The following is an 18,989-nucleotide window of genomic DNA, read 5'->3' on the forward strand; positions in this document are numbered from 1 at the left end:
CTCTTTCCGTTAAAAAATACGATAAACAAGCATTTACTATTTATCCAAACCCGGTGACAAACGGACTCTTGAATATCAGTGGCGAACAAGAAATTCAAATAGTTGAGGTATATAACTTATTAGGGGCTAAAATTAATGCTCCTTATGAAAACAGGCAGTTACAAGTGAGTAGTTTAGCGCCAGGGGTTTACTTTTTAAAAATAAACAATAAATATAGTTTCAAATTCATCAAGAAATAATGAAAACCCAATGGATACAATAATTTTCTGTTTCTAATAAATCTTGTCGGAAACAGAATTTTTTTATAGCTATTGCTTAAAAATAACGCCAATTCTATGAAAAAAATTACTTTTTTATTACCAATATTATTTGTTTCCATATTGGGATTTTCGCAATCCAAGTCAACAGCAATAGTGTCTTTTAATGCTGATATGACTGCAAAATTTACTTTGGATAACGCCACATCCAAAGTTACTTTAGTATTAACAGGTACATTAGACAAGTGGACATCGCTGGGAATAGGAACTAGTTCTTCAACCATCAGTGGTGATGTTTATCTTTTTACTACCGCAGTAACTGATAATACCACCTATACAAATAATCCAAACGGAGAATGGAACACCATTTCAAACACTGTCATATCTGGCAAAAGGACAGTAACATTGGAAAGAACACTAACCAATTCCGATTTAAATGATTTGCAAATGGCTTTTGATACCACGAATTCTATAGATGTTGTTTGGTCTCGATCGGGTTCCGCCATTGCAACCGCTCCAAATCCTAACAGAGGTTCTACAACTGCCGTTTTTACTACTAATTTAAGTGTTGATGATATTTCTTTTTATGATGCCGTAACTATTTATCCAAATCCAACTTCTAGCGAAGTGTTTATTAAGACCAAAACTAGCATATCGAAGGTTACTATTTATAGTCAAACAGGTGCCTTGGTCAAAACTATAAATGATATAGCTGATTCAAACGAAATTAACGTCAACGTGAACGGTTTGCAAAAGGGACTTTATATTTTCGAATTGCAAAATGATTCTGAAAAAACTTGGAAAAAAGTTATCGTAAACTAGTTCATTTTATAAAAATAAATTAACAATGAAAACATTAAAAACATATTGTCTCTCTTTTGTTTCGTTAGTATTAGTAACTACTACATTTAGTCAAGTACGACTTCCGAAGTTAGTAAGTAGCGGTATGATTTTGCAACGTGATGCGAATATTAAAATTTGGGGTTGGGCAGCTGCAAATGAAAATATTTCAATAAATTTCATCAATACAGATTACAACGTTACAGCAAATAGTGATGGAAAATGGGAATTGCAATTACCACTATTAAATGCTGGAGGACCGTATGTTATGAAAATTAATGCTAGTAATTATATTGAAATCAATGATATTTTAATTGGGGATGTTTGGCTTTGTTCAGGTCAATCTAATATGGCTATGGCCATGTCTGGTGTTGCTAGTACTTATCCAACAGACGTTGCTGTTTCTACCAATGATAGAATACGCAACTTTAATGTTCCTCGTGAGTATGAATTTAATACACCAAGAACCGATTTGACAAGTGGCGAATGGATGAAAGCAAATCCTACCAATGTATTAAAATTTTCGGCAGCAGCTTATTTTTTTGCGGCAGCACTTTATGCAAGAAACCCAACAGTTCCTATCGGTTTGATTCATTCCAGTTATGGTGGTACGCCTATTCATGCTTGGATGAGCGAAAAAGCTTTGAAAGCTTTCCCAGAGACTATTGCTGAAATTCAGTTACTTAAAAATCCTGCATACGTTAACAATATTATTCAGAATGACATTACTCTTGAAAACAATTGGGATGCAAACTTAAAAAATAATGATGCTGGTGGAGTTACAAAAGGTAATTGGACACTAAATTCAACCGACACTTCAACTTGGGCTACTATTTCGGTACCATTTGCTGTTAAAAGAAATATAGGATCAGTTTGGTATAAAAAAGATATACTGGTTACTAATGCAACAACAGTTTCAAATCCTTCTACATTACAGTTAGGAACCCTTATTGACGCTGATTCAACATACGTGAACGGAAGGTTGGTTGGTTTTAATAGGGGTCAGTGGACATCAAGAAAATATTCTGTTCCGGCAAATACACTTGTCGTTGGTAAAAATACGATTACGGTAAGACTTGTTAGCAATAGCCTCAATGGTGGTTTTACTGGCAATGTTTATCAATTAGTAGGCAAAGATGAAACTATTGATGTAAAAGGAACTTGGAAATACAAAGTTGGTTATGCTGCAGCAGCCTTGCCAGCTCCAGTAAATCTTAGATTAAAACCAACTGCTTTATACAATTCAATGATAGAACCATTAAAAAACTATGCCATAAAAGGAGCTATCTGGTATCAAGGCGAAGGAAATTCAGGTAACAAACCCTCACAGTATACTATCTATCTTCGTTCGATGATTGAAGATTGGAGAAGTCTTTTTAATAATCCAACGATGCCATTTATTTATGTTCAATTACCCAATTATCAGGCTGCAGTTGCCAGTCCAGCAGAGAGTAATTGGGCGCTTTTAAGAGAGTCACAGTTAAAAACCTTGGCAGTTCCTTTTACGGGCATGGCAACAACGATAGATGTTGGAGACCCAAATAACATTCATCCTGTTTATAAAAAGCCTGTGGGTACTCGTTTAGCTCTTGCTGCTCACAGAGTGGCTTACGGTAATGATAAAATTGTTTCAGCAGGACCAATGTACAAATCAATGAAAATTGTGGGTAGTACTATCGAGCTGACCTTTGACACTTTGGGAAGTCTCTTGAAATTTAAATCGTCAGGTGGAACGCCAGTAGGAACTCACACCAATTTTGCTATCGCAGGCAGTAATAAGACTTTTGCTTGGGCTCAAGCTAAGATAGAGGGCAACAAAGTTATTGTATGGAATGATGCCATACCTAATCCAGTTGCTGTACGATATGCTTGGGGTCAAAACCCTGCTGGAGAAAAATTGTACAATACCGAGGATTTACCCGCATCCCCTTTCCGAACAGATTCTTGGATAGTAGGAAAGCAATATTTTTTAATTAATTACAATTAAATTTAAATCATATCTTGAATAGAGTAAGACACGAATCATAACGAATTCCTCAAAGAGATTATCTTGGAAGGAATATAAATATATTATAAAAACCATTTACCCCAATCTTATGAATACAATACAACGCCTCGGATCAATTTTATTTTTACTAATAGGACTTTATAGTAGTGCGCAAACTTTTGTTTGGACAGGAGTTACTAACAATGATTTTTTTACAGAGTCCAATTGGAAAAATTCAAGTACAAATGCCCTACCAGCTGCCAATACTATTAATCCTGGCGCTGGTATTAATTTTGATTTACAAATTAATGCAACTGCTACCATTACGGCTAGTGGTTCAATACAATTTGGCACCGGAAGTCTTGTTGTTGGTACAACTGTTGGTGCGGTAAATCTTTCAGCAACGTCTTTATCTGGAGGAACTGCAACAATAAACGAAAATGGTTATGTAGAACTGACCGCTACGACTCCTTTTTTAAATAATGTTCAAATAAATTTTACGTCTGGAATTGGTTGGGTCAAGGCCAGAAATAGCAATCCAAAATCAATTTCGACCAATAATTTGTTACAAATTAAAGTCAACAATATTGCTGCTGTCTATCAAACCAATTTGCGTTTAGACCACTATTACGAGAAAGGATGCATAATTCGAGCAAACCTTGCCACTACTTCTCCTTTAACCGTTTTTGATGGAACTAATTTACAAGGACCTTCAAGCCTAGTTACTGTAAACACTATTCACAGTCACACTGCTATACCTAATGCGATGAATAATAGAATAGAATCTTTTATTTTAAAAAAAGGCTATATGGTTACTATGGCCAATGAAATTGATGGAACTGGAAAAAGTTTTAACTATATTGCTTCTGAGGCAGATCTAACGATTAACACAGTCCCAGCAACAATGATAAACAACATTTCGTTTATTAGAGTTGTCCCGTGGAACTGGGTTTCAAAGAAAGGTGTAAACGTAGCTAGTTCAGCAACAGAATTGAATGCAACTTGGAGGTATCAATGGTCGGCATCAGACGTTACCGTTTTTGACTATGAATTTGCGCCTATGTCTTGGGGTGACGGCAGTATTGACAGCGCAGCAGATGTTGCTAGTTTTGTTGGAAAATACAATAGCCCTTACGCCATGTCTTTTAACGAACCTGATGATTGTTTTGCGCAATCAGGTCAATACGGCAATCCTAAATTATGTACCATTGATAAAGCAGTACGCATTCATAAAAATTTTATGAAAACGGGTATGAGAATTGTTTCGCCTGGTGGTAGGGAAGAAGCTCCTTTTGGCTGGCTTAAAGATTTTTACAACACAGCAACTGCTCAAGATATACGGATAGATGTAATTGCAATTCACTGGTATGACTGGGGAAGTAGTCCCACAACTACAGATAATGCAACTGGTGATCAGGTTTTCGCTAGATTTAAAAACTATCTTACAAGGGTATATAACGCCTATGGATTGCCTATTTGGATTACCGAATTTAATGCAAACCCCGCTCGTTCTCAAGCTGTAAATGCACGGTTTTTGGAGTTGGCTTTACCTTATCTAGAAAGTTTAGATTACATCGAAAGATATTGCTGGTTTCCGTTTAATTCTACCACTCATTTTAGCGGTTGGGATGATGCAACTAGGACTGAAACAAATAAAATCCCATCATTAGTGGGAACCATTTATAAAAATATTAACAATACAACTCCAGTACAATCCACGGCGGCTGTGCCAGAGTCAACATTTAGCGCTGCAAGTAGTTTAAATGTTGGAGATTTTCCAAATGTTGCATTTAGAAAGCCTGTAACCGCTAGTTCAACGTATAGCACTTTTGTTCCTTCATACGCCGTAGATGGCGACAAGACTACAGTATCTAAAGAGTGGCAAGTTCAATTTTCAACTAAACCCTTACCAGCTTGGCTTGAAGTAGATTTGCAGGGCACTTTTACATTGTATGGATTTAGAATTATAGAGGAGGCAAAGGCGATAAAAGACTGTCAATTTCAAGTTTGGGACAAAACACTTAATTCTGGTGCTGGTGGCTGGACAACATCGTTAACTATTACAACTAATCTTGCAACCTCTTTAACGACCTATCGAACCTTAACTACACCAGTAACTACAACAAAAGTTAGGCTTTATGTTACAGCACATAACGATACTGCTTTTATGAAGATGTTTGAATTTGAAGTATACGGATTGCCTCGTAATGCTACTTGGACTGGCGGTACAAGTACTAACTGGGCTACTGCTACTAACTGGTCCAACGGAATTTTACCTGATGATTATTCAAATGTAAGTATTCCTGCAGGAACAACATTTCAGCCCATTATCGCGGCTAATTCTAAAATTAATTCATTGACCATAGCAACTGGTGCATCAGTAACTGTTAATTCTGGTGTAAATTTTACAATTGTTGATACCATTATTAATGATGGAACCATGACCATGTCAAATAATGCTAATTTGCTGCAGGGAGAAACATTTAATAATATAGGCAATGTAACAATAATTCGAGATAGCAATCCTTTAAGTCGTTTAGACTATACTATTTGGTCTTCACCAGTAACTAATGCAAACCGTTTTTTAACTACTTTTTCACCATTAACTTTTGCAAATCGTTTTTATACTTATAACCAATCTACAAATCGTTTTAACACAATATTAAACCCAGCAGCCACTCCTTTTGCATTAGGTATCGGATATTTAATTAGAATGCCAGACAATGCCGTAACTGCCCCGCTAACACAAGTGTTTCAAGGCGTTTTCACTGGCGTTCCAAACAATAGTACTATATCAGTTCCCGTACGTCCAGGGGTTTATTGGGATACTAGTAAAGGGTTTAATACATTGGGAAATCCCTATCCTTCTACACTTGATGCAACAAAATTTATAGATGCCAATGGTGGTAAACCGCTGTATTTTTGGAGGAAAAAGAATGCGGGTACCGGAAGTGCTTATGCAACTTGGAATAAAACCGGTGCGGTTGGTACTTCGTCTAGTGATATACCCAGTGGAACGATTCAAATAGGGCAGGGTTTTATTATGCAAACCTCACAAACCTATGCGCAAAGAGATTGGGTTACTAAAGATGTAAATTTTAATAACGATATGCGTTTAGGTACAAATAGCACACAGTTTTTTAAAACCAAGCAAGAGGAAAAAGACCGATTATGGTTAAACTTGACCAATGCATCTGGGGTCTTTAGCCAGACATTAGTAGGTTATTTTGAAGAAGCAACAATGGCTGTTGATGAATTTGATGGACGATACATAAATGACAGTCCGATAGCTATTACATCAAAAATTAATGACGAAGAGTTTGTTATTCAAGGTCGTCCTGCATTTAATGTTAGTGATGCTGTTGATTTGAATTTTAAAACGGATGTTGCTGGAGATTATACTGTTGCTCTTGACCATTTTGAAGGTGTTTTCGCCAAAGGACAAGATATATATTTGCTAGACAGCAAAACAGGAATTGAAACGAATTTGAAAAATGGTTCCTATACTTTTAATTCTTTAGCTGGAATCGATAACAATAGATTTTCATTGAAGTACCAAAAAACATTAAACGTAAATACACCATCATTCAACGAAAACAATGTTAGAATTTACAAAAACAATGGGACACTTTATGTAAATTCATTGTCTGTTGATATAAGTAATATAAAGGTTTATGATTTGCAAGGAAGATTGATTGCAGAACAAAAAAATGTAAAAGCAACAACAGCGGTTCTAAAAAACCTGAAAGCTACGCATCAAGTTTTGATTGTAAAAGTTACTGCTGAGGACAACAACGTGGTGTCTAAAAAAGTGGTAAATTAAAAATTATAACAAAAAAACAGTATGACTAGAGTTAAATATTTTGTTACTACTTTCCTTTTATTCATTGGATTTTTTGCCAATGCACAAAATATAGTATGGACAGGTAATGCTTCAAATAACGATTTTTTTGACGAAAGCAATTGGAAAATTTCTACTACAAATACTGCTCCCGTTAGCGGTACAATAGACCCAGGCTTAGCCATTAATTTACCATTGGAAATCAACAATGTAGCTGCATTAATTAATGCTGCGGGAGAAATTAATTTGGGTACCGGAAGTCTTAGTATTGGTTTCGCAAAGCTTACTGCTGATTCTTTTTCGGACGGAAATGTTTCTGTCAATGAAGGTGGATATGTAGATTTAAGTAGTGCAACTCCATTGGCAAAAGAAGTTCAAGTTAATTTTACTTCTGGAATTGGTTGGATTAAGACCTTGAATTATTCTTCTAGGCTTGTTTCGGTTAATAATATCGGACAGATAAAAGTAAACGGTAGTGATTCGGTTTATAAAACCAATTTGCGTTTGGATAATTATTACCTCAAAGGCTGCATAATAAGAAGTAATATCCTTTCCACAACTCCGTTGACAGTTTATGATGATGCTAGTTTACAAGGGAATTCGGCTTTAATATCAGTAAACACCATTCATAGCGGTAATGCTATCGCAAACTCGATGAACAATAAAATAGAATCTTTTATTTTGAAAAAAGGGTTTATGGTCACTTTTGCTGTTGCAAATGATGGAATAGGAAAAAGCAAAAACTACATTGCTTCTGATGAAGATTTAGTCATAAATTCATTACCCAAAGCTATCTCAAATTCCATTTCATTTATTCGCATCGTGCCTTGGAGTTGGGTAAATAAAAAAGGAATAGGAGGAACAACTACAGGTTTAGACGAGACTTGGTTTTACAGATGGCTCAATAGTGGAGAGTCAACAGTTGATCGTGAATATGCGCCAATGTGTTTTAATCTAAGCGGAGCAAACGATGCTAATGATATTCTTTTATACAAGAGTAAGTATAAAGCAACACATGTTATGGGTTTCAATGAACCTGATAATTGTAATGATCAAGGAGGCACAAATGGAGGATGTATTATTTCCAATGCAGTGACTACCTACAAAAACTTAATGAAAACAGGTTTGCGAATGGTGTCGCCAAGTTGTACTGAAGGTGCAGGAACTGGCTGGTTGAAAGATTTTTACAATGCTGCTAAGGCTCAAGATGTTCGGATAGATGTGATTGCGGTGCATTGGTACGACTGGGGAAACAACCCTAAAGTGAACACTAACCCTACTGCTCAACAAGTTTTTGATCGATTTAAAACCTACCTTACCAAGATTCATAATTTATACGGTTTACCCATTTGGATAACTGAGTTTAATGCCAATCCTAATCGATCAACGGCTGTAAATCTTGGTTTTATGAAGCTCGCCTTGCCCTATTTAGAAAGCCTTGATTATATAGAACGTTATGCGTGGTTTCAACCCAGCTCTGGTGTGGCGAATTACTTTGATGCCACCGGAAATTACACAGATGTGGGTGATTATTACAAAAACACGATGTCAAATCCATCCATTCCTGGAGCTACTGTAAACACAAATAGTAATTTATATTTAGCAGAATATCCAAACGTTGCTTTAAATAAATTGGCCACAGCCAATTCATCCTACTCTGCTTCTTTAACGCCATCAAAAGCCGTTGATGGTAATCTTACCAGCAGTACTTCGCAATGGTTTGTCAATTTTGGAGTGGCTACTGATGTTAACTACGTTCCTTTACCAGCCTGGATTGAAGTGGATTTACAAGGAAGTTACACTATTGATAGTTTTAGGATTGTCGAAGATTCAAAAGCACTAAAAGATTTTAGTTTTCAAGTTTGGGACACAACATTAAACTCGGGCGCAGGAGGTTGGATTAACGCTTTGACTGTAACCGGAAACCCAGCGACACCATTAACGACCTACAAGACATTTACTCCGGTAACCACCACAAAAGTAAGAGTATTTATCACTGCTCATAATAGCACTAATTACTTAAGAATATTCGAGTTGGAAGTATATGGCTTTGCTAATGAAACGCTTGCCGTAAAAAAAAATGAAAAACAACCATTTTCCATTTATCCAAATCCAGTAACGAAAGGAGTTTTGAGCATAATTGGTGACCAAGAAGTTCAATCTGTTGAAGTTTATACTATTTTAGGAACTAAAATCAACATTCCTTTTAATAGCAATCAGTTGTTGGTTTCTAATTTGGCGCCAAATATTTACTTTTTACGGATCAATAATGAATACAGTTTCAAATTCATTAAAAAGTAATTGCGGTTTGAAAGTCTTACAGCTATAAATTCAATGTGTTGTAAATTAATTTTAACATTCGCATTTTGTAAATTAACAATTCAGTTTTTTAAATAATGTTCTTAATCAAAATAAATAATTTAGTTATAATGAAAAAATCCTTCCTAATACTAATCCTTACGTTCAGTTTAAATCTATTTTCTCAAGGCCAAGTGAAAGATTTGAATGCACTGCAAATTAATCAAATTGAACGTGGTTACGGTATGTTTATACACTTTGGTGTAAATACCTTTAATGAAATTGAATGGTCAAACGGCAAACTACCCGCATCATCTTTCAATCCTACCAATTTAGACTGTGACCAATGGATAAAAGTAGCCAAAGAAGCAGGTTTTCGTTATGTGATTTTAATTACCAAACACCACGACGGATTTTGCCTTTGGGATAGTAAATACACCGATTATGATGTAGCATCATCTTCTTCAAAAACAGACATCGTAGCCGAAGTTGCGAAAGCGTGCAAAAAATACGGGATTAAATTAGGACTTTATTATTCCTTGTGGGATAGACACGAGCCATCCTACAAAGATGAATTAGCTTACAAAGATTATATGAAAAACCAGTTGGGCGAATTAATGTCAAATTATGGAGATATTTGCGAATTATGGTTTGACGGCGGTTGGGATAAAACGGAAAGTGCGTGGCACATTCAAGAAATATACGATTCCGTCAAAGCAAAACAACCCAATTGTTTAATCACAATTAATCATTCTATTGGATATCCAAAAGGGAGTGTTAAAAAATCGATTATCGATCCAATGGATTTTAAAGCAGGAGATCCGATACGCTATTTTCCAATCGATTTTAGAATCAAAGACCCCAATTTTGCCAGATGGGATGATCCAAAATATTATACCTACGAAAACACTAGCTATTATTTACCTTTTGAACATACCATTTGCCTTTCGGATCGATGGAATTGGTTTCAAAAGAAAAAAGTTTTAGCAGCAAGACCAATAGATGAACTAGAGGAATTAGTATATTGGGGCACAGCCAACAATAATATAATGATAATTAATGTTCCGCCTGATCCAACTGGACAAATTAGAACCAACGAAAAAAATAGAATTTTTGAGTTAGCGGATCGATTGGGAATTCGTGGCGGGAAAAAGAAACTTCCTTCTGGACCAATCAATTTGACATTCAAACAAAAAATAATCGCCAGCAGCGAAGCGCCTAATTTTGAAGCCGAAAAAGCCAATGATTATAGTTTAGAAACCTATTGGACAGCCAACGATTCTGTGGCCGATTTAGAAATTACGTTTGACAATAAAGCCACATTTGATAGAATCGTTTTATTTGAAAATGCGGTATTGAAAGATTTGGGCGATAATTTTTCTAAAATCAGAACTTTCAAAATCAAAGAATATGAATTGCTATCATTTTCTAATGGCGTTTGGGATACTTTTTATACGGGCGATTTGATTGGAGCAGCCAAAATAATCAAACTTCCCAATGAAATTACAGCAGAAAAAATAAAATTAAGAATTCTAAAATCAGATGGAAACCCATCGATATGTCATTTTTCTGTATCGAAAGAAGCTACTAGAGGAATTCGAAAACTTAAAAAATAATATAAACCACTATGGACTTAAAGTCCATAGTTTAGTTTAGCAGACTGAAAGTCTGCACGGCTGAAATGCTTTGATTTTTGCCACAGATTCACAGATTTATTCTGATTAATCTGTGAATCTGTGGCAGAAGCTTTTTAGAACCTGAAAGGGAAATGCACTAAAAGTGCATAGTTTTAACTATAATTGAGACCAATAAAAATTTACAAAGCACTTTTAATTCCAGTACAATCTCAAAAACAATTTGAATAATGAAAATGAGAGTAATTATATTGCTAGGAGTACAGAGCTTATTCATTTATTCGCAAACACCAGTTCAAGAAGCTTCTCGTATACAAATAGATCAAATCGAAAGAGGTTACGGAATGTTTATTTCTTATGGAATCAACACATTCAACGAAATAGAATGGTCTAAGGGGAATCTACCTGTTTCATCCTATAATCCGACCAATTTAGACTGTGATCAATGGATAAAAGTAGCCAAAGAAGCTGGGTTTCGGTATGTAATCTTAATTACAAAACACCACGACGGATTTTGTCTTTGGGATAGTAAATACACCGAGTATGATGTTGCCTCATCGCCTGTAAAAACTGATATTGTAGCCGAAGTTGCTAAAGCTTGCAAGAAATATGGTGTTGAGTTAGGACTTTATTATTCGCTATGGGACAGACACGAACCGTCCTATAAAAATAAGGAGCAATATAATTTGTATATGAAAAATCAATTGACTGAATTGATGACTAATTATGGTGAGGTTTGTGAACTTTGGTTTGACGGTGGTTGGGACAAAAAAGAAGCCGATTGGGATATTCCAGCTGTTTACAAATATGTCAAAGCGATGCAACCCAATTGTCTTTTGACAGTAAATCATTCTATTGGGTATCCGAAAGGCGGGAATAAAAAATCTATCGTCGAGCCTATGGATTTTAAATATGGTGATCCGATACGGTATTTCCCGATTGATTTCAGAATCAAAGACCCAAATTTAGTACGTTGGGACGATCCTAAATATTACGAGTTCGACAAAACTTTATACTATCTCCCTTTTGAACATACACTTTGTATCTCGGACAGATGGAATTGGTTTCAAAAGAAAAAAGTCCTGGCAGCAAGACCCGTTGATGAATTGGAAGAACTTTTCTATTGGGGTACAGCCAATAACAACATTCTGATTATAAACCTTCCTCCCGATCCAACTGGTCAAATTAGAACCAACGAAAAAAACAGAATTTTTGAGTTAGCGGATAGATTGGGAATTCTTGGAGGAAAAAAGAAACTTCCTTCAGGACCAATCAATTTAACATTCAAACAAAAAATAATCGCTAGTAGCGAGGTCAAGAATTTTGAAGCCGAAAAAGCCAACGACTACAGTCTAGAAACCTATTGGATAGCCAACGATTCTGTGGCCGATTTAGAAATTACTTTCGATACTAAAGCCACATTCGATCGAATTGTTTTATTTGAAAATGCTGAAATGAAAGATTTAGGCGATAATTTTTCTAAAATCCGTTCTTTCAAAATCCAAGAATATGAATTACTATCATTTTCTAATGGAATTTGGAATACTTTTTATACGGGCGATTTGATTGGAGCAGCAAAAATAATCAAACTTCCCAATGAAATTACAGCAGAAAAAATAAAATTAAGAATCCTAAAATCAGATGGAAAACCATCGATTAGTCATTTTTCGGTTTCAAAAGAAGCTACTAAAGGAATTCGAAAACTTAAAAAATAAAATAAACCACTATGGACTTAAAGTCCATAGTTTAGTTTAGCAGACTGAAAGTCTGCACGGCTGAAATGCTTTGATTTTTGCCACAGATTCACAGATTTATTCTGATTAATCTGTGAATCTGTGGCAGAAACTTTTTAGAACCTGAAAGGGAAATGCACTAAAAGTGCATAGTTTTAACTATAATTGAAACCAATAAAAATTTACAAAGCACTTTTAATTCCAGTACAATCTCAAAAACAATTTGAATAATGAAAATAAGAGTAACACTATTTCTATTGGTCAATAGCTTATTCATTTATTCGCAAACACCAGTTAAAGAAGTTTCTCGTATACAAATAGATCAAATCGAAAGAGGTTACGGAATGTTTATTCATTTTGGCATCAACACATTCAACGAAATAGAATGGTCTAAGGGTAAATTGCCCGTTTCATCATACAATCCTACCCATTTAGATTGTGATCAATGGATAAAAGTGGCTAAAGAAGCAGGGTTTCGATACGTAATATTAGTGACGAAACATTTAGATGGATTTTGTCTTTGGGATAGTAAATACACCGATTATGATGTAGCTTCGTCACCCGTAAAAACTGATGTCGTTGCCGAAGTTGCTAAAGCTTGTAAAAAATACGGCGTAGAGTTAGGGCTTTATTATTCGTTATGGGACACTCACGAACCCACATTTAGGGATAATGCACAATATAATTTGTATATGAAAAATCAATTAACAGAATTGATGACGAATTATGGTGCAGTCTGTGAACTTTGGTTTGATGCGGCTTGGGAGAAAAAAGAAGCCGATTGGGATATTCCAGCGGTTTACAAATATGTAAAAGCAATGCAACCCAATTGTCTTTTAACCGTAAATCATTCTATTGGAAAACCCGAAAACCGTAATAAAAAGAGCGAGCCAATGGATTTTAAGTATGGCGATCCGATACGGTATTTTCCTATTGATTTCAGAATCAAAGACCCAAATCTAGCTAGATGGGATGATCCTAAATATTATGAGTTTGACAAAACTTTATACTATCTCCCTTTCGAACACACGATTTGCCTCTCGGATCGATGGAATTGGTTTCAAAAGAAAAAAGTGCTGGCAGCAAGACCCGTTGATGAATTAGAAGAACTTTTTTATTGGGGTACGGCCAATAACAACATTCTGATTATAAACCTTCCTCCCGATCCAACTGGTCAAATTAGAACCAACGAAAAAAACAGAATTTTTGAGTTAGCAGATAGACTAGGCATCAGAGGTGGAAAAAAGAAACTTCCTTCAGGACCAATCAATTTAACGTTCAAACAAAAAATAATCGCGAGCAGTGAGGTCAAGAATTTTGAAGCCGAAAAGGCCAATGATTACAGTCTAGAAACCTATTGGACAGCCAACGATTCTGTGGCCGATTTAGAAATTACGTTTGACAATAAAATAGCTTTTGATCGGGTGGTGTTATTCGAAGAGCCAGTGATGAAAGATTTGGGGGATAATTTTTCTAAAATCAGAACTTTCAAAATCAAAGAATATGAATTACTATCTTTTTCCAATGGAATTTGGGATACTTTTTATACTGGTGATGTAATTGGCGCTGCCAAAATAATAAAATTACCAACTGAAATTGCAGCAGAAAAAATAAAATTAAGAATCCTAAAATCAGATGGAAAACCATCGATTAGTCATTTTTCGGTTTCAAAAGAAGCTACTAAAGGAATTCGAAAAATTAAAAAATAAATTATGAAAAAACATTTTGTATTATCAATGCCAGTTTGTTTGTTGAGTGGAGGTTTATCTATTATCACAGCACAATCAAAACCGAATATTATTTATATTTTGACCGACGATTTGGGCTATGGTGACGTTAGCTCGTTTAACAAAGAAGGCAAAATCAAAACGCCTAATATCGATAAATTAGCATCAGAAGGAATGAAATTTACCGATGCACACACATCCTCAGCGGTGTGTTCTCCAACACGCTATGGGATTTTAACCGGAAGATACAACTGGAGATCCAGGCTTAAAGAAGGGGTTTTGAGTGGAATTTCGAAAGCCTTGATTCCAACTAGTAGAACTACTGTTGCCAAAATGCTACAAAACAATGGTTATGAAACAGCCTTTATAGGCAAATGGCATTTGGGATGGAATTGGAATATTAGCGATTCAGCCGACATTGACAATCTTGAAACACAAGATTTTGGCACTATAGATTATTCAAAACCAATAACGAATAATCCCAACGATTTGGGTTTTAATTATTCCTATGGTATTGCAGGATCGCTAGACTTAGGGCCGTATGTTTATGTCGAGAACGGAAAGGTTTTAACCATTCCAGATACAATTTCTGTAAACAAAGATAGTTATGCGAAGTGGCGTAAAGGACCGATTTCTAAAGATTTTGTTCACGAAGAAGGACTGCCTAATTTTGTAAACAGAGCCATTCAGTTCATCGATACAAACAGTAAAAACAAGCAGCCATTTTTTATCTATTTGCCTTTGACTGCAACACACGCGCCCATTTTACCTACTGATGAATGGAAAGGAAAAAGCGGTTTAAACCCGTATGGGGATTTTGTGATGATGTTAGATTTCTGTATTGGAGAAATAATGAAATCCATTACTGATGCTGGGATTGAGAAAAACACTTTAGTTATCTTTACTAGCGATAATGGTTGTTCTACAGCTGCAAATTATAAAGTACTTTTAGAAAAAGGACATAACCCGAGTGCAATCTACCGTGGGACAAAAGCTGATCTTTTTGAAGGTGGGCACCGTGTTCCTTTTATTGCAAAATGGCCTAATAAAATCAAAAAGGGTAGTGTGTCTAATGAAACCATTTGTACCACAGATTTTATGGCAACTTGTGCAGAAATAGTAAATTACAAATTGAAACCCAATGAAGCAGAGGATAGTTACAGTATGATGCCTTTGTTGACCAATAAAAAACGAAACAAATCGTTTCGCGAAGCCACAGTGCATCATTCCATTAATGGGAGTTTTGCGATTAGAAAAGGCGATTGGAAATTATTATTATGTCCAGATTCCGGCGGTTGGAGTTATCCAAATCCTAAAAAAGATCAAAAAATAATAGCAACGCTTCCTAAAGTTCAATTGTATAATTTAAAGGACGACCCAAGCGAAACGAAAAATGTAGAAGCCAATAATCCCGAAAAAGTAAAAGAACTAAAATCATTATTGTTGAAATATATTGACGATGGTCGAAGTACAAAAGGAATACCTCAAGAAAATGATTCAATCAATTTTGAGTGGAAACAATTAGAATTGTTAAAAAGTTAGTTTTTGCACGATGATTCTTTTTTTTGGAGTTGACTGTTTAGCACTATAAGCAATTTTGATATACAATACATATAGTTCAATTTATTAAACTGTAATTTATTGCTAATCGGTATAATTTTAAAATTAATTTATAAAAAATGGTTTTAGCTTCCTCAGTTTACGAAAACGTTTCCGTACAATATTTATGTGCCGTAAACGTTTCCGAAACTTCTTTAGAGTAGTTTTAGAAAATAAATATAAAAAGTGTTATATATTTAGTATGATTTTTATAAATGCCATTGTTGTATTTATGCACTATTGTTTTAAACATCAAGATATAATCACTCCAACTGCCATTAATAATTTATAATGTAATTTATTTTAGTATGAAACAATTTCCAGCCCGTTTTCTTAAGAATTTTATAGGGATAGTTTGCTTAACTGTGTTCACTTTTACGTCGGCTAGTATTGCACAAAAAAAGGAATCTCATAGTTTGAAAAGCAAAAAAACTGCATTAAATGAGCAAGAAATAATGCCAATTATTGATGGATTTGTCGCTCAGGCATCAGGAAATTTCAATTCTACGTTGACGTATGGAGAACTAAAAAGAGGTACTGGCTTCAATCGTGAAATCTATTTAACTTACGATTTTTCGGGTCTTACTATAGCAGCTAAATCGGCTACATTGAAGATTTTTTGTCAATCATTCGATAAATTTGGTGATCTTACGGTGGCTGTTTATTCTTCACCAGAATATCAAACAACTGGACTAACATGGACCACACGTCCTACTGTTACGACCGCCATTTCAACTCTGTTAATTAATCAAACAGAACATGGAAATAACTGGTTAGAATGTGATATTTCTTCAAGTTTAGCTGCTATACTAGCCACCCAAAGCAAAAAAGCAACATTCGTCATAAAAATCACAAGCGGAAACGATGCTTTACTCAAGTTCGCTATGAGTGAGAGCGCTACAAATAAACCATCAATCCTTTTGTCAGATGAAGACCCTACAAATGGGGGTGTTAATTCAACGATAAAAATGCCTACACTTTTTTCAGATAATATGGTGTTACAACGCGATAAACCTATTAAGGTCTGGGGAGAAGTATTGCCAAATAAACCAGTCGATATAACTTTTGATAATCAGACTTACAGCACAACTTGTGATGCAAACGGAAAATTCACAACCCTAATTCCAGCTAAAAGCGCGGCTGCAAGTGCCTATATATTGACTATTACCGCAAATAACGAAACACTGACTTATAAAAATGTGGTTATGGGCGATGTGTATTTATGTGGTGGACAATCGAATATGGCAATGTATGTCAGCGGATCAAAAGTGGATCAAGTGGCTAATGCTAAAGCAGATTCGAATTATCCCGATTTACGTTTTTTTGAAGTAGCCAAAATTGTAAGTGGAGGGGTTTTGATTAATGCCAAAGACAATCCTTGGAAAAGTGCTTTACCTGAAAGAGTGGTAAATTGGTCAGCAGTAGCTTTTTTTGTAGGTCGCGATTTGCATAAACAACTGAATGTTCCCATAGGATTAATTAATGTAAGTCATGGTGGCGCACCTTCTGATTCTTTTATATCACCCCAAGCGTATGCAAACGATCCAGTTTTGAATGCTGCAAAACGTCCTGATGCTAATGGTATTTATAGCTATTACCAAACGCCATCTTCCTTGTACAATTCTATGATTTCAAAAGTGGCTGGATATCCGATAAAAGCAGTTTTGTGGTATCAAGCAGAAGCAAATGCAACCTATTGGCAAAATTACAAAACCATTTTTAAAGGTTTAATTAAAGATTGGCGTACTCAATTTAGCGAACCGACTTTGCCGTGGTTGTTTGTACAACTGCCTTCCTTTGATCCAGGCGGAGATGCCACGAAAATGACTTGGGCTGAAATTCGTGATATTCAACTTCTGGTGTGGAAAGAAGACCCAAAAACGGGTATGGCTGTTACTATCGATTTGGGTGAAGCCACAAACATTCACCCAACGGATAAATATACAGTTGCTAAACGGCTGTTGCCTTATGTCAAATCATTAGTGTATGGCGAACAAATAACACATAAATCTCCTACTTACAAATCGCATACTGTGCAAGGTGCCGATATGACGCTAACTTTTGATAATGTAGGTAGCGGTCTGACGGCTGTAAAAGCGATAACAGAATTTGAAATTGCGGGTGCCGATAAAGTGTACAAACTGGCTACAGCAACTCTTTTACCTGATAATCGTATAAAAATTACTAATGCAACAGTTCTTAATCCGGTATATGCACGGTATGCGTTTATCAATTTCCCAACAGTTTCCATTTATACCACGGACGCTTTATCCTTGCCATTATCACCTTTTAGAACTGAAACTAATGTGAATTTAAGTATTCCTGATTTTGACCAAAATGAAAAAACTTTGATGGTTTATCCCAATCCTACTAATGGAGTGCTGCATATTAAAAAGGTAGGAGACCCCAAAAAAATTGAGGTTTTCGATTTGAGAGGTGCAAGTGTTTACAAAGTAAAATTTACTGATAAAATTGACTTGTCTTTCTTAACTAAAGGGATTTATTTTGTAAAAACTGATTTGAATCAAATAGTAAAAATAGTTATTGATAAATAGTGCTACTCGATGAGACATAAAAATACGAAGGCATCAATTTGATCAGTTATCGTTTGAATACTTCCCATTTTGTAAACACATTTACGCTAAATGCTATAAAATTCTCAAAAAAACCGTTTCTTTAGACTGCCCCCAAAAAGTTAGACACTATTTGGGGGTATTTTTATGGAAAGAAAAGTCAAGTATGATTATGCATTTAAGCTTGAATGTGTAAAATTAGTAATAGAAAAACATCAATCTTATGGTGTTGTTTCTAAACAAAAAGGAGCTGATAAATCAAATATTCGTAAATGGGTTGGATTTTATAAGCAATTTGGAGAAAGTGGTTTAATACCAAGAATGAGATGTAGTTATTCGGTTGATTTTAAATTGAAAGTATTAAAAGCAATTGACAAAGATTTATTGTCTTTGCGCGAAACAAGTATAAAATTTAATATCCCCGATACAAGTATTATTGTAAAATGGAAGAAAGATTTTGCTAATTTTGGTCTAGAAGGATTACAACCTAAAACTAGAGG

General features: G+C 35.2%; 11 protein-coding genes. All 11 read left to right on the forward strand.

Annotation, left to right across the window (positions count from 1 at the left end; all coding sequences use genetic code 11):
- Positions 1-239: T9SS type A sorting domain-containing protein (locus RMO83_RS01350; RefSeq protein WP_310557870.1), on the forward strand; the 239-nt coding region annotated here is incomplete at its 5' end.
- Positions 240-335: 96 nt separating this feature from the next.
- Complete coding sequence (locus tag RMO83_RS01355; protein WP_310557871.1) at positions 336-1,079, forward strand: T9SS type A sorting domain-containing protein; 744 nt, start codon at positions 336-338, stop codon at positions 1,077-1,079.
- A gap of 25 nt (positions 1,080-1,104) precedes the next feature.
- Entirely contained in the window at positions 1,105-3,084 is a 1,980-nt protein-coding gene (locus RMO83_RS01360) for a sialate O-acetylesterase (RefSeq protein ID WP_310557872.1), read from the forward strand.
- A 109-nt stretch (positions 3,085-3,193) separates the two neighbouring features.
- Entirely contained in the window at positions 3,194-6,907 is a 3,714-nt protein-coding gene (locus tag RMO83_RS01365; RefSeq protein ID WP_310557873.1) for a glycosyl hydrolase, read from the forward strand.
- Between the two features lie 21 nt (positions 6,908-6,928).
- Complete coding sequence (locus RMO83_RS01370; protein ID WP_310557874.1) at positions 6,929-9,226, forward strand: glycosyl hydrolase; 2,298 nt, start codon at positions 6,929-6,931, stop codon at positions 9,224-9,226.
- Between the two features lie 128 nt (positions 9,227-9,354).
- Positions 9,355-10,839 (forward strand): alpha-L-fucosidase, encoded by a 1,485-nt coding sequence (locus RMO83_RS01375; protein ID WP_310557875.1) that lies wholly within the window; start codon positions 9,355-9,357, stop codon positions 10,837-10,839.
- Between the two features lie 254 nt (positions 10,840-11,093).
- Positions 11,094-12,572, forward strand: coding sequence for an alpha-L-fucosidase (locus tag RMO83_RS01380; RefSeq protein ID WP_310557876.1), 1,479 nt, complete (start codon positions 11,094-11,096; stop codon positions 12,570-12,572).
- Between the two features lie 248 nt (positions 12,573-12,820).
- The gene (locus RMO83_RS01385) at positions 12,821-14,299 is read left to right on the forward strand and encodes an alpha-L-fucosidase (protein WP_310557877.1); all 1,479 of its coding nucleotides are present in this window, start codon (positions 12,821-12,823) and stop codon (positions 14,297-14,299) included.
- 3 nt (positions 14,300-14,302) lie between these two features.
- On the forward strand, positions 14,303-15,859 hold the full coding sequence (locus tag RMO83_RS01390) for an arylsulfatase (protein ID WP_310557878.1): 1,557 nt from the start codon (positions 14,303-14,305) through the stop codon (positions 15,857-15,859).
- Between the two features lie 473 nt (positions 15,860-16,332).
- Positions 16,333-18,471, forward strand: coding sequence for a sialate O-acetylesterase (locus tag RMO83_RS01395; protein ID WP_310557879.1), 2,139 nt, complete (start codon positions 16,333-16,335; stop codon positions 18,469-18,471).
- 165 nt (positions 18,472-18,636) lie between these two features.
- On the forward strand, positions 18,637-18,989 hold a 353-nt coding region (locus tag RMO83_RS01400; RefSeq protein WP_310557880.1), incomplete at its 3' end, for a transposase.

Origin of the sequence: Flavobacterium sp. (assembly GCF_031423415.1) — a bacterium.
In the GTDB taxonomy this organism is placed as follows: domain Bacteria; phylum Bacteroidota; class Bacteroidia; order Flavobacteriales; family Flavobacteriaceae; genus Flavobacterium.